The sequence below is a fragment of the Aeromonas bestiarum genome (assembly GCF_000819745.1).
GTDB lineage: Bacteria > Pseudomonadota > Gammaproteobacteria > Enterobacterales > Aeromonadaceae > Aeromonas > Aeromonas bestiarum.
This window is the reverse complement of record NZ_CDDA01000010.1, coordinates 48,817-62,202: the sequence shown is the minus strand read 5'-3', so window position 1 is coordinate 62,202 and position 13,386 is coordinate 48,817. Positions and strand designations below refer to the sequence as shown.

The following is a 13,386-nucleotide window of genomic DNA, read 5'->3' as shown; positions in this document are numbered from 1 at the left end:
TTGTCCTTAATCAGATCAGGTTGAAAATGTCCTGTGCCGGTTCGGTCGGCACTCCCTGGACAAAGCACTCGACGTGGGCGTCCTGCAGGGCGCGAAACGCCGCTATGTCCGTCTCATCCACGGATACCGTCTTGTGGATCTGACGCTTGCCGTCGGCGTAGTGCATGTTGCCGACGTTGATGCGGGGGATGGGCACGCCCCCCGCGACCAGGGTGCGAAAATCCGTCGGGTTCTTGCACACCAGCAATATCTTCTGGCGATCGGCGGCCTTGCCTATGTTGTCGATCACCTTCTGCAGCGGCCAGAAGCGCACCGCTATCCCCTCCGCCAGCACCATCTCCATCAGGTTCTGCTGTATGGGGTCTTCCGCCACCTCGTCATTGGCCACCAGCACCAGGTTGGCGCCGGCAAACCCGACCCATTGCACCCCGACCTGACCGTGGATCAGGCGCTCGTCGATACGGCTCAGCACTATGTTGGGCATCAGACGCCTCCTTGCTGGTTGAACGGATAGATGTTGACGCCCTGCACGACCCGGTTGACCCGGCCGCTCGGGCAGGGATTGTCCGGGGTGATGCCCAGCGCCAGCGCCGTGTGGAAGGCGTAGTACTGGGCGTAGAGCAGGTAGCAGAACGCCAGTTCGGCATCGTCGCCGTTGAGGGGGGTGGGCAGGTAGATATGTTCGCCTTCCTCGATGGCGGGATGGTGCCGATCGGCCAGGGCGACGACCCGGGCGGCGTGGCCCTCCTGACGCAGCTCGCCGAGCAGGTCCAGATCGTACTGGCGGGTGTAGGGATCGTTGGAGATCATCAGCACTATCAGGGTCTGGCGGTTGATGGCCGACTTGGGCCCGTGGCGAAAACCTGTGGGGGAGTCGTACATGGCCATCAGCTGACCCGAGGTGAGTTCAAGCAGCTTGAGCGCCGCCTCCTGGGCCACCCCCTGCAGGCTGCCGCTGCCGAGGTAGATGACCCGCTCCGGCAGCGGTTGATTCCACTCGGGCACGCTCAGTTCGGCCTGTGGCAGAATGGCGTCCCCCAGGGCGATGAGCGGCTGGCTGGCGGCGGGATTGAACTGGCGCGGCAGGAACACCGCCAGGCAGCTCAGCATCATGCTGGTCAGGCTGCTGGTCATGGCGAAGCTGCGGTCGTGGGTCTGGGGCGGCATCAGCAGCGCCAGGGAGCGGGCATCCTTCTGGCAGCGACGATAGAGTTCCCCCTCGCCGTTGCAGGTGAGCACCAGGTGGTGGCACTCGCTCAGCAGCTGGCTGGCCAGTTCGACCGCGGCCACGCTCTCCGGGCTGTTGCCGGAGCGGGCGAAGGAGATGAGCAGAGTCGGGCAATCCTGCGCCAGGTATTCGCCAGGGTCTGTGACTATGTCGGTGGTGGCGATCGCCTCGAAGCGACCATTGAGTCTGGCGCAGAGGTAGGGTGCCAGGGCCCGGCCGGCAAAGGCGGAGGTGCCGGCGCCGGTCAGGATCACCCGCAGGTTGCCCCGGGACAGCAGGGGCAGCAGGAAGCGTTCTATGGTGGCGCGGCACTCCTCCACCATGGTGAGAGTCTCCCGCCAGGCGGCGGGTTGCTGGCGGATTTCGCGGGCGGTGGCCAGGCCGTTGGCCTTGCGCAGTGTCTCTTCTGGATAACCGAGGATCATCTCTACAACTCCTTATGCAACCGGGGTGAGCCGGGAATGACTGACGGGGGTGGTGCCACAGGCATGGGCGTATTGACGCAGCACCTCCTGCACCTGATCGAGAATAAGGTCGTGGGCCCTGGCCGACAGCGTGCCCTGGCGTACCTTGCGGTATTGCAGCGGCAGATGCTGGCTGAGCAGAGGCAGGGGAATTGGCTCGGCGGCCAGGTTGGCGAGCAGCCGGGCGTAGCAGTCGTCGACCCGGCTGTCGGGCCAGTAGTAGCGAATGCGGTCGGAATAGCTGTAACCGCGGGCCAGCCGGCACTCGTTGGCATTGCCCTGATAGTGGCTGCGCCAGAAGTCGGGACGATCCAGCATTGTCTCCTCCAGCACCTGGCGCAGACCCGAGCAGGCGCGGGCGACCACCAGCTCCTCCTCGATGGCGGCGAGGGCGAACAGCGCCTCCCGCAGGGCGAAGGTGAGGGCCGGGCCGACCTTGAGGATGGCGAAGTGATCGCGCACCAGCTGGCAGTAGGCGTCTGGGGTCTGGTAATCGGTGGAGTGCGCTTCGAACACCAGATGGGGATAGGCTTCGATCATCCGGCTGAGGGGGGCGGCCTTGTCGGAGCGGTAGTCGATGACATGGGTGTGATCGAACTCCACCCCGGGTTGCACCACCAGGCCGATCACCCTGGGCCAGATGGCGTCGAGCCCGACCCGGGCGAAGGCCTGCTGGTGGGTGTTCAAGGTATGGCGGGCGGCTTCCGGTGTGGTCACGGCCAGCTCGGCCAGTTGCTCATGGGCACCGCCCGGTACCGGCACCTCTGTGCCTATCACATAGACCAGATCGCAACAGCCAAACTCGGCCTGGCAGGTCTGCTCGGCGATCCGGGCCAGCCGGGCGGCCCGCTCGGCGACCAGCTCATCGGGGAGCGGCACAGGATCCCCCAGGCAGGACATGCTGCAATCGAGGTGGATCTTCTTGAAGCCGGCGGCGACATAGCTGGCGATCAGCACCTCGGCGTGTTCCATGGCCTGCTCGGCCGGCTCCCCCTGCCAGCGGTTGGGGCCCAGGTGATCGCCTCCCAATACCAGTCGCTGCAAGGGAAAGTCGCACTCGGCGGCGAGCCGGTGCAGGCGATCGCGAAAATCCACCGGCGTCATGCCGGTATAGCCGCCGAATTGATCCACCTGATTGGAGGTGGCCTCGACCAGCAGCAGATCATCTCCTTGTGCCGCCAGCCGCAGGGCGGCCTCCAGCACCAGCGGGTGGGCAGAGCAGACGGCATGGATCCCGACCGGTTCCCCCTGCTTGTGTCGTGCGATCAGTGCCAGCATTGATTTCATTTCCCTCTTCCTCATGGCTGAATGCGATTTTTATCTTTCGATGTCTTTCTTTACCCTAGGCGCCTCGCCCCTTTAACGAAATAAAAGCGTGCTCGCATCTTGAGCAAGATCACAAAAAGAAATGAATCGAAAGGCTTTTGACGTTCCGGAAGAGTCTTGTGAGGCTTTTTAAACCAATGAAAGCTTGATTTGGCATAAAGGCTGGGCGTTAATAGGCAAACGTAACGAAGTGAAAGCCCAGGTTTTCACCACAGCACTCCGGCAGAGAGACTATGCAAACAACCGAAAAAAGCGTGCTCGGCACCAGCGAGCGGCGGGAACGCATCATTCAGCAACTGCGCAGCAATGGCAGCGTCCAGGTCAACGAGCTGGCCAGTCACTATCAGGTATCCACAGTCACCATTCGCAACGATCTGGCGTTTCTGGAGAAGCAGGGGGTGGCGGTACGCGCCTATGGTGGCGCCCTCTTGTGCGAACCGAATCAGGCGGTGCCCGAGCGCACCATAGCCGACAAGAGCGTGCTCAATACCCCGGTCAAGCAGCGTATCGGTGCCATGGCGGCGAGCCTGGTGCAGGCGGGGAGTCGGCTCATTCTCGACTCGGGGACCACCACCCTGGAGGTGGCGCGGCACCTGCGCGAGCATCAGGAGATAGTGGTGATGACCAACGGCATGAACGTGGCCAATGCCCTGTTGGAGGTTGAGGGGGTGGAGCTGCTGATGACGGGGGGACACCTGCGCCGCAAGTCGCTCTCTTTCTACGGCGCCCAGGCGGATCTGTCCCTGCAGAACTACCACTTCGACCTGCTGTTTCTCGGGGTGGATGGCATCGATCTGGAGCGCGGTGTCAGCACCCATCATGAGGATGAGGCGCGCCTCAACCGCTGCATGTGCCACGTGGCCGAGCGCATCATAGTGGTGACGGATTCCAGCAAGTTTGGGCGCTTGAGCCTGCACAAGATAGTCGACACCCGGCGGATCCACACCCTGATCACGGATGACGCCATTGCGGCCGAGACCCTGGCCGGGCTGCGCCAAGCGGGGATAGAGGTGCTGCTGGTGCCAGCCTGATCCGGGCCGCGAAAAGGGATTGAGAAAGAGGGACGCCATGGCGTCCCTCTTTCGTTGTCAGGAGCGATGCTCAGCCCGGCTCGGAGAAGTAACGCTCCAGCAGGGCGGTGAGTATGGCCTGGCTCTGTTCATCGGGCTCGCCGCTGACCAGGGCGGGGCGGAAATGGAGCTGGAAGGCGCGCAGGGCGGCGCGGCTCTGCTCATCCCAGGCGCCGCTTGAGGCGACCCCATAGCCGTAACGGGCGAGTTGCTGTTGCCAGGTGAGGGCATCCCAGGCGGGGGCTGGCTGTTGGCGCAGGGCCGTGACTCTGGCCTCGTCGGGCCAGGCGCCGACCCCGTAGTGCAGGGCGAGCTCGCGCCAGGGGAAGTGGGGGCCGGGATCCTGCTTGCGCTCGGGGGCGACATCGCTGTGGGCCAGCACCTGGGTTGGCGGTATTTGATAGCGCTGCACCAGCTCTTGGGTGAGGGCGCCGATGGCGGCAATTTGCGCCCGGGTGTAAGGCTGCCAGCGTCGCTGGTGGGCGGGTAGCAGCTCATCTTCCGGCGGATAGCCCAGGTTGACGATTTCGATGCCGAGGGAGCTGGCGTTGAGCCCCGCATACTGGTGCCAGCGACTGCGGCCCGCATGCCAGGCGCGCTGGCGGTCGGGCACCAGCTGATAGACGGGGAACGGCGTCTGATCGGTGTCGCGGGGGATCAGGTAGTGGGCGCTCACCTGGTGGGCCGGTTCGGTCAGCAGGCGCAGAGAGTGGGCATCGTCCTCATCCGTGTAGTGCAGGATCAGGAAGGCGATGCGTTCATTCTGGTTGGCGCTGGGGTAACGGGACGAGAGCTGATAGGGGGCTGGCTGGCAGGCGCTCAGCAGCAGTATGAGGCAGAGTGGCCATAGCCGCAGCCACCTGGCCCTGTTCGCGCCCGGAGCGGGAAGACGCGACGGCCAGCGCCGCCCACTGGCCAGCGAGAGGCGGGCTGACAGTGAGCGGAGACGCTGGCCCATGACTCAGGCGCGGTACTTGGCGGTGAGGCCGATGAGGAAGTTGCGCAGGATCTGATCCCCGCAATCCTGATAGTGCTTGTGATCCTTGGAGCGGAACAGGGCACTCAGTTCGGACTTGGAGAGGTTGAAGTCGGCGAGCTTGAGGGTGCCGAGCATGTCCTCTTCCTTGTAGTTCAGGCCGATGCGCAGCTTGCGCAGTATCATGTTGTTGTTGATCCGGTTCGGGATCACCTGGGCCGGGGCATCTTCCCGCACACCGCGACGCGCTATGATGAAGCCGTCGAGGAACTGGCTCAGGGCCGCATCGGGGCAGGCGACATAGCCAGCCTCCTGCTCTTCTCCTTCGGCGGCTTCTTTCATCAGCCAGCTGTGCAGCTGGGCGTGAGTGACCGTCAGGTTGCCCTTGGCAAACATCTCGACCATCTGGTCATTGCTGATGGTGAGGGCGTAGCGCAGACGGCGCAGAATATCGTTGTTGGTCATGTTGACTCCTGTAGAAACGGCGCAACTTTACCATCTGGCGCGCCCCGCGTCAGAAAAAGCGGGGCTGGCCCTGTCAGGAAAAGGGGGTAAGGGGCTGCTGCCAATGGCGGGCAGCCCTGCATCTCGCTCATTCAGACGAGGTAGCGTGGCGCCTCCTGACGCACCTGCTCCATCGCATCCTGCAACTCCAGCAATTCGGGCTCCAGCTCGCTGACCGGCACCCCGTCGCGCAGCTGCTGCTCCAGCTGGGAGAGCAGCCGTTGCAGGCCGGGCACCCCGGAATAGGCGCAGCCGCCGTTGAGGCGGTGCAGCTGGGCCAGCACCTCTGCATCCTCCACCTGACCGGCGAGGGCAGCCTCCAGCACGGGATCCACCTCGTCGAAACTGGCCATCAGCATGGTCAGCATCTCTTTGGCGAGATCCAGCTTGCCGGCGGCCTGACGTACCGCGAGAGACCAGTCGATCTGCTGATCCGCGTGGTTCTGGTGGCGCCTATGGGCGAAGTCGGTGATGAGCTGGGCCAGCATGCTCTCGTCGATGGGCTTGGCCAGATAGTCATCCATCCCCTGCCGGATTAGCCGCTCCCGCTCGCCGGGAATGGCGTGGGCGGTCACCGCCACGATCGGCGTCTCTGTGTTGAGGGACTGGCTGCGGATCGCCTGGGTGGCGCTGATGCCATCCATGATCGGCATCTGTATATCCATGAAGATGATGTCGAATGGCTGGCTCTGGGCCAGTCTGACCGCCTCCTTGCCGTTCTTGCACACCTCCACCTGGCTCACCATCTCCTTGAGCATGGCAGCGATCAGCTTGAGGTTGGCCGCATTGTCGTCCACCGCCAGCACCTTGACTTGCTGCACCTGGCGCTGGGTCGGGGCGGGCAGCGGCGCGCTCTTGGCTGCCTCGGGGGAGAGCAGGGCGTGCAGCAGCTTGCGGTGGTTGGTGGGCTTGGAGAGACAGTGCTGGGCGCCGTGAGCCAGCATGGCGTCATAGAGCGCGGGCTCGTGGCTGCTGAGCAGTACTATGGTGTTCTGCTGGCCGTCCAGCCCGTCGAGGCGGGCGATCACCTGCTGCGGTGTGTGCAGTGTGCTGCTGCCGATGATCACCATGTCCTGGTTGCTCATCTCGGGCCAGATGGTGTCGATGGCGAGCGACTGCACATCCAGCTGCCACTCCGCCAGCAGGGCGCAGAGGGAGGAGTGGCTGAAGGGATCCGGCTCCAGCAGCCAGACCCGTTTGCCCTGGATGCGATCCAGCGGCAGCTTGTCGGTCTGGGGCAGGGGAGAGACGTCCATGTCCAGGCTGAAGGAGAAGACGGAGCCCTTGCCCAGTTCGGATTCGAAACGGATCTGGCCCCCCATCTGCTGCACCAGCTTCTGGGTGATGACGAGGCCGAGGCCAGTGCCGCCATAGCGGCGCGAGATGGAGGAGTCGGCCTGGTTGAAGGCCTGGAACAGCTGGCGCTGCTGCTCTTCCGAGATGCCGATGCCGGTATCGCGGATCAGCACGTTGAGCCGCACCTTGTTGCCGTTGCTGCCCCCGGTCTGCTCGATGCGCACATCCACGTTGCCGCGCTCGGTGAACTTGATGGCGTTGCCGGTGAGGTTGGTCAGCACCTGCTGCAGGCGCATGGGGTCGCCGGTGAGGTAGTCCGGCACCTCGGCATCCACCTGCAGGGAGAGTTCGAGCTGCTTGTCGTGGGCGCTGGGGCCGAGCAGGTGCATGGTCTCGTTGAGGGTGTCGCGCAGGCTGAACGGTATGTGTTCCAGCTGCAGCTTGCCGGCCTCCAGCTTGGAGAAGTCGAGGATGTCGTTGATGATGCCGAGCAGGTTGCGGGCCGACTTCTCTATGGTCTGCATGTAGTCGGTCTGGCTCGGCGTCAGCGCCGTCTTGAGCAGCTGGCGGGTGAAGCCGATGACACCGTTGAGCGGGGTGCGCAGCTCGTGGGACATGTTGGCGAGGAACTCGGACTTGACCCGCGCCGCCTCCTGCGCCCGCTTCTTGGCCATGTCGAGCTCGACGTTCTGGATCTCGATCTGTTCAAGTGTCTCCCGCAGATCCGAGGTCGCCTGATCTATGTTCTGCTGCATCTCCTCGTGGTATTCCGAGAGCGCCTTGGCCATGGCGTTGATGCCGTTTTTCAGCATGTCCAGCTCGCCGGTGAGCTGGCCGCTGACCCGGGTGTCGAGTCGCCCCTCCCTGATCTTGTGCACCGCCTGCACCATGTCGGTGATGGGCTGGGTCACGCTCTTGACCAGCCTGAAGCCAAACAGGGTACTGACGGCCAGACCGATGAGCACCATGATCACCGCGAAGAAGGTGTCGCGATACTGCAGGATCATGGCCCTGTCTGTGGTCATCTGCATGGAGATGTAGCCGATCATGGGTGGTTCTACATCGCTGGGCAGCGGGAAGCCATCCATGCTGGTCTCGGCCTGGATCGGGGTGCGCAATATGATGTCGTCACCGTACAGGGTGACGCTGGTCAGCTCGGGGATCTGGCTGCCATCGGGCAGCCGCAGCCGGGTGAAGTCCCTGTGATAGTTGGACGTCACGAACAGCTGGTTGTCCTGGGTGAAGACGGCGATGGACTTGATGAGCGGCGAATTCTTGCGGTGGGTCAGACCAATCAGCCGCTTGAGCGACTCCCGGCTGTGCTGGGTCATGCCGTATTCACTGGCGATGGCCAGCGGCTCTATGATGTTGATGCCCTGATCGATCAGGTTGTTTTCCAGCTGCTGGTAGCGGTGGAAGGTGAAATAGCCGGCCATCAGGCCGCCAATGATCAGGGTCGGCAATATGGTAAAGGCCAGCACCCGGGCTCGCAGGCCGTACTTGGTCATGCGAATGGTCCCCCGATGAGCAGGGTGGGCAAGATGGTCAATGGCACGACATGAGCGCGCAGGCCGGATTGGGTCATGCGGATAGTCCCCCGAAGAGCAGGGTTGGCAAGAGGGCAAACGACAGTGGGCGGGCCCGCAGGCCGGATTTGGTCATACTATTATTCTTGTGGGACAATAGCCTGCTGCAGATTCCACAATCATGACATAGCCACCTATAGGCACCAAGTTTTATGGCCCAGTTTTTCAAGCCCCAAAAGAAATCCACCCAGCCCCAACGTATTGAATTTACGGTAGACAGTCTGGATCACCACTGCGTCGGTATCGGCCGTCATCAGGGCAAGGCGATCTTCATCGAAGGGGCGCTGCCCGGCGAGCAGGTCAAGGCCCGCATCCTCGAAGACAAGAAGCAGTATGCCCACGCCGCCTTGCAACAGGTGGTGACCCCGGCGGTCAATCGCATCGCCCCCTTCTGCATCCACTACCGTGAGTGCGGCGGTTGCAATGCCCAGCATCTCGGTGAGGCGGATCAGCAGGCCGCCAAGGAGGCCGGCCTGGTCAGCCTGTTCGAGCGGCTGGGGCAGATCAAGGCGCCAGCGCTGGCGCCCGTGCTGACAGGGGAGTCTCGCGCCTACCGCCGGGTCTGCCGGCTGGCCATCAAGTTTGACAAGAATGGCCGCTGTACCCGGGTCGGTTTTCGTCGTCGCCAATCCAACGACCTGGTGGAGATCGAGGGCTGCCCCGTACTGGCCGAGCCGCTCTCTGCCCTCATTAACCCTCTGCGCGACTGCCTCAATCGCCTCAAGAGCCAGCGTGAGCTGGGCCATGCCGAACTCATTCAGGCCGAGCAGGGGATCATGATGCTGCTGCGCCATACGGGTCGTCCCAACGAGGGGGATCGCGCCCTGCTGGTGGCCTTTGCGCAGGCGCAGGGGATAGACCTCTATCTGCAGGCTGCCGATGAACGCATCGAGCCGTTGCATCAGGTATTCCAGCCATCCTACTCACTGGACGGCCTGTCCCTTGCATTTGCTCCTGGTGACTTCATTCAGGTCAACGGTCCCATCAACCAGAGCATGGTGGCCCAGGCGCTGGCGTGGCTCGGGGCGAGCAAGGATGACAAGGTGCTGGATCTGTTTTGCGGCATAGGCAACTTCACCCTGCCACTGGCCCGTCAGGCCCGGGAAGTGGTGGGCGTGGAAGGGGAGCTGGCCATGGTGGCCCGCGCCGAGGAGAACGCCCGTCGCAACGGCATCGACAATGCCCGTTTCTACAAGGCGGACTTGAGCGGTGACATAGTTGGCATGTCCTGGGCGCGGGAAGGGTTCGATCTGGTGCTGCTGGATCCGGCCCGCCCCGGTGCGCTGGAGGTGATGGGGCACGTCGTGAAACTTTCACCCAAGCGAGTGGTCTACGTTTCCTGTAACCCGGTCACCCTGGCCCGTGACAGTCAGGTGCTGGTGAAAGGGGGCTACCGACTGGTACGCCTGGGGATGCTAGACATGTTCCCCCACACCGGCCATCTGGAGTCCATGGCCCTGTTTGAGCGGTAATGAACTGAGTAATCCAGCCCCTTGGTCTGATGTGTGTGGGGCGCGGATATGTTCTTTTATTCTGGTGTATCTCGCGTCCATCGGGCTGTCTGAGCGGGAATGAACTGAGTAATCCAGCCCCTTGGTTTGATGTGTGTGGGGCGCGGATATGTTCTTTTATTCTGGTGTATCTGGCGTCCATCAGGCTGTCTGAGCGGGAGTGATTGGGGTAATCTAGCCCCTCGTAAATCGGCAGGGCCTGTTGGAGAACTCTATTGTCTTTATTGACAATATGCCTTGAAAAGTTCTCCAGATATCCCCATTTGAGGCAGTCTCATCAGGTGAGGGGGAGGAAGCGGCAGCTTTCGGCCCAATAATTTAAAGGATTGATACCATGGTTGCGGTTCGCGATATTCATTTGAAAGACAACTTCACCCTGGAAGAGTGGGTCAGCTCGCTCTCCTTGAGTGACAGTGACAAGGATCAGTTGCGAACCGTCTACCAGTATTGTCTGACGCTTGGTGACGAGGCGCTCACCAACCGCCTGCTGGTGCGTGGCGTCGAGATGGCGGGCATTCTGCTGATGCTCAGCATGGATCTCGGCACCCTCAAGGCCGCCATCATCTACCCCTTCGTCGAAGCCGGTCTCATCAGCCAGGAGCGGATGGACGAAGACTTCGGTCCCAAGATCGCCAAGCTGGTGGAAGGGGTGCTGGAGATGGAAGCCATCCGCTCGCTGCAGACCCTGCACCGCAGCGAGACCTCGCCGGAGCAGGTCGACAACGTGCGTCGCATGTTGCTCGCCATGGTCGAGGATGTGCGTGCCGTGGTCATCAAGCTGGCGGAGCGCATCGCCTGCCTGCGGGAAGCGAAGAAGGCGGATGAAGAGACCCGGGTGCTGATGGCCCAGGAGATCACCAACATCTATGCCCCTCTGGCCAACCGGCTCGGCATAGGTCAGCTCAAATGGGAGCTGGAAGATCTCGCCTTCCGTTACCTGCACCCGGACACCTACAAGCAGATCGCCAAGCAGCTCGATGAGAAGCGGCTCGACCGGGAGCGCTACATCCGCGAGTTCGTGCAGTCCCTGCGCGATGCCCTCAAGGAAGCGGATGTGGAGGCCGAAGTCTATGGCCGACCGAAACACATCTACAGCATCTGGCGCAAGATGCAGAAGAAGCACCTCGAGTTCAACGAGTTGTTCGACGTGCGCGCTGTGCGGGTGGTGACCAAGCGGCTGCAGGATTGCTACGCGGCGCTCGGCATAGTCCATACCCATTTCCACCATATTCCCCGCGAGTTTGACGACTATGTCGCCAACCCCAAACCCAACGGCTACCAGTCGATCCACACAGTCGTGGTGGGGCCCGAAGGCAAGACGGTGGAGATCCAGATCCGTACCGACCAGATGCATCAGGATGCCGAGCTGGGGGTGGCTGCTCACTGGCGTTACAAGGAAGGGGCCCAGGCCGCCAACAAGGCCAACAACTTCGAAGACAAGATCGAGTGGCTGCGCAAGCTGCTCGCCTGGCAGGAGGATCTCTCCGAGAGCGGGTCCCTGCTCGAGGATCTGCGCAGCCAGGTGTTCGAGGACAGGGTCTATGTGTTCACCCCGAAAGGGGATGTCATCGACTTGCCGGCGGGTGCCACCCCGCTCGACTTTGCCTATCACGTGCACAGCATGATCGGCCACCGCTGCATCGGCGCCAAGATTGACGGTCGTATCGTGCCCTTCACCTATGCGCTGCAAACCGGCGACCAGGTGGAGGTGATCACCCAGAAGGAGCCGAACCCGAGCCGCGACTGGATGAACCCCAACTCGGGTTTCCTGCGCTCCAGCCGGGCGCGTGCCAAGGTGGCCACCTGGTTCAGAAAGCTGGATCGGGACAAGAACATAGCCGCCGGCAAGGAGCTGCTGGAGAAGGAGCTGGACAGACACAACCTGACCCTCTCCAAGGTGGACAAGGTGGTGCTCGAGCGTTTCCATGCAGAGGAGCTGGAAGACCTGCTGGCCGGTATCGGCAGCGGCGACATCCGCATCAACCAGCTGCTCAACTACCTGGACACCCGTTACAACAAGCCGACGGCGGAGGAAGAAGATCGCCGTGTGCTGGAAAAACTGGAGCAGAAGGCCAACACCCCGTTCCGGCCCAAGCCCAAGGATCACATAGTGGTGGAAGGGGTCGGCAATCTGATGACCCATATCGCCCGCTGCTGCCAGCCCATCCCGGGCGACACCATTCAGGGTTTCATCACCATGGGGCGCGGGGTGTCCATCCACAGGGATGATTGCGAGCAGCTCAAGGAGCTCTCCCGTCGCAACCCGGAGCGACTGATCGATGCGGTGTGGGGGGAGAACTACTCGGGTGGTTATGGCCTTACCATCCGCATCCTCTCCAACGACCGCTCGGGTCTGCTGCGGGACATCACCACAGTGCTGGCCAACGAGAAGATCAACGTGATGGGGGTGCGTTCGCGCTCCAACGTGCGCGAGCAGACCGCCGAGATCGACATGGAGCTGGAGATTTACAACATCAACGCCTTCAACCGGGCGTTGGCCAAGCTCAGCCAGCTCAACGACGTGATCAGCGCCAAGCGCCTCTGATACCCAGCGACCGGCCTAGGGTGGCCGGTCGCTTTTCCTCTGTTTGAACGACCTGAAAGCGGATCTCCCATGTCCCAACGTTACGACCTCTCTCAATTGCTCGATATCATGTCTCGCCTGCGTGACCCGCAAGAGGGTTGCCCCTGGGATCTCAAGCAGAGCTTCCAGACCATAGTGCCGCACACCCTGGAAGAGGCCTATGAGGTCGCCGATGCCATCGAAACCCGCGATTGGCAGGGATTGAAGGGGGAGCTCGGTGATTTGCTGTTCCAGGTGGTGTTCTACGCCCAGCTGGGCAAGGAGCAGGGGCTGTTCGATTTCGCCGATATCGTGGATACGGTGAGCGAGAAGCTCATTCGTCGCCACCCCCATGTGTTTTCCGATGCGGATCTCGGTGACGAGCAGGCGGTGAAGGTGAACTGGGAGGCCGAGAAGGCCAAAGAGCGGGCCGCGCTCGACAAGGAAAGCGTGCTGGATGACATACCGCTCGCGCTGCCGGCCCTGACCCGTTCGGCCAAGATCCAGAAGCGCTGTGCCACTGTTGGCTTCGACTGGAAGACGCTGGGCCCCGTGGTGGACAAGATCCACGAAGAGATCGACGAGGTGATGGAAGAGGCGCTGATGGCCGACGTCGACGAGGCGCGGGTGAGCGATGAGCTCGGTGACCTGCTGTTTGCCACCGTCAACCTGGTACGTCATCTTGGCAAGGATCCGGAGCAGGTTCTGCGGGGCGCCAACAGCAAGTTCGAACGTCGCTTTCGTCAGGTTGAGCAGTTTATCGCCGCGGAAGGGCTGAAAATGACCGATTGCTCGCTGGAAAAGCTGGACGCAGCCTGGGACAAGGCCAAGGAAACCGAACAAAGTTGATTTGGCGCAAGAT

10 protein-coding genes are annotated in these 13,386 nt (G+C 62.3%); 4 read left to right on the top strand and 6 right to left on the bottom strand.

The genetic code is table 11. The features are described from left to right. Nucleotides 1–10 precede the first annotated feature (10 nt). From agaV to kbaZ, 3 genes are read right to left on the bottom strand one after another with little or no spacing between them, the layout of a single operon-like run. The gene (agaV, locus tag BN1118_RS05785; RefSeq protein WP_042872688.1) at nt 11–484 is read right to left on the bottom strand and encodes a PTS N-acetylgalactosamine transporter subunit IIB; all 474 of its coding nucleotides are present in this window, start codon (nt 482–484) and stop codon (nt 11–13) included. After that, a complete protein-coding gene (locus BN1118_RS05780; RefSeq protein ID WP_043142149.1) occupies nt 484–1,653 on the bottom strand; it encodes an SIS domain-containing protein in 1,170 nt (389 codons plus the stop codon). The genes agaV and BN1118_RS05780 overlap by 1 nt, the downstream gene beginning before the upstream one ends. Before the next feature lie 12 nt (nt 1,654–1,665). Continuing rightward, nucleotides 1,666–2,979 (bottom strand): tagatose-bisphosphate aldolase subunit KbaZ, encoded by a 1,314-nt coding sequence (gene kbaZ / locus BN1118_RS05775; RefSeq protein WP_043554959.1) that lies wholly within the window; start codon nt 2,977–2,979, stop codon nt 1,666–1,668. A gap of 272 nt (nt 2,980–3,251) precedes the next feature. On the opposite strand from kbaZ, the gene BN1118_RS05770 reads away from it, so the two are divergent. After that, nucleotides 3,252–4,049, top strand: coding sequence for a DeoR family transcriptional regulator (locus BN1118_RS05770; RefSeq protein WP_043554956.1), 798 nt, complete (start codon nt 3,252–3,254; stop codon nt 4,047–4,049). Between the two features lie 70 nt (nt 4,050–4,119). Here the strand turns inward: BN1118_RS05770 and BN1118_RS05765 are convergent, their stop codons facing one another. From BN1118_RS05765 to barA, 3 genes are all read right to left on the bottom strand, one after another. Further along, nucleotides 4,120–5,046: an N-acetylmuramoyl-L-alanine amidase gene (locus tag BN1118_RS05765; RefSeq protein ID WP_043554953.1), complete on the bottom strand. Its 927-nt coding sequence runs from the start codon at nt 5,044–5,046 to the stop codon at nt 4,120–4,122. A gap of 3 nt (nt 5,047–5,049) precedes the next feature. Then, nucleotides 5,050–5,529, bottom strand: coding sequence for a YehS family protein (locus BN1118_RS05760; RefSeq protein WP_005318863.1), 480 nt, complete (start codon nt 5,527–5,529; stop codon nt 5,050–5,052). A 131-nt stretch (nt 5,530–5,660) separates the two neighbouring features. Beyond that, the gene (barA, locus tag BN1118_RS05755) at nt 5,661–8,372 is read right to left on the bottom strand and encodes a two-component sensor histidine kinase BarA (protein WP_043554952.1); all 2,712 of its coding nucleotides are present in this window, start codon (nt 8,370–8,372) and stop codon (nt 5,661–5,663) included. Between the two features lie 230 nt (nt 8,373–8,602). Between barA and rlmD the strand changes: the two genes are divergently transcribed. From rlmD to mazG, 3 genes are all read left to right on the top strand, one after another. Continuing rightward, on the top strand, nt 8,603–9,922 hold the full coding sequence (gene rlmD, locus BN1118_RS05750) for a 23S rRNA (uracil(1939)-C(5))-methyltransferase RlmD (RefSeq protein WP_043554950.1): 1,320 nt from the start codon (nt 8,603–8,605) through the stop codon (nt 9,920–9,922). A 373-nt stretch (nt 9,923–10,295) separates the two neighbouring features. Further along, the gene (gene relA / locus BN1118_RS05745; RefSeq protein WP_043142131.1) at nt 10,296–12,506 is read left to right on the top strand and encodes a GTP diphosphokinase; all 2,211 of its coding nucleotides are present in this window, start codon (nt 10,296–10,298) and stop codon (nt 12,504–12,506) included. A gap of 69 nt (nt 12,507–12,575) precedes the next feature. Beyond that, nucleotides 12,576–13,373, top strand: a complete 798-nt coding sequence (gene mazG / locus BN1118_RS05740) for a nucleoside triphosphate pyrophosphohydrolase (protein WP_043554948.1) — start codon at nt 12,576–12,578, stop codon at nt 13,371–13,373. Nucleotides 13,374–13,386 lie beyond the last annotated feature (13 nt).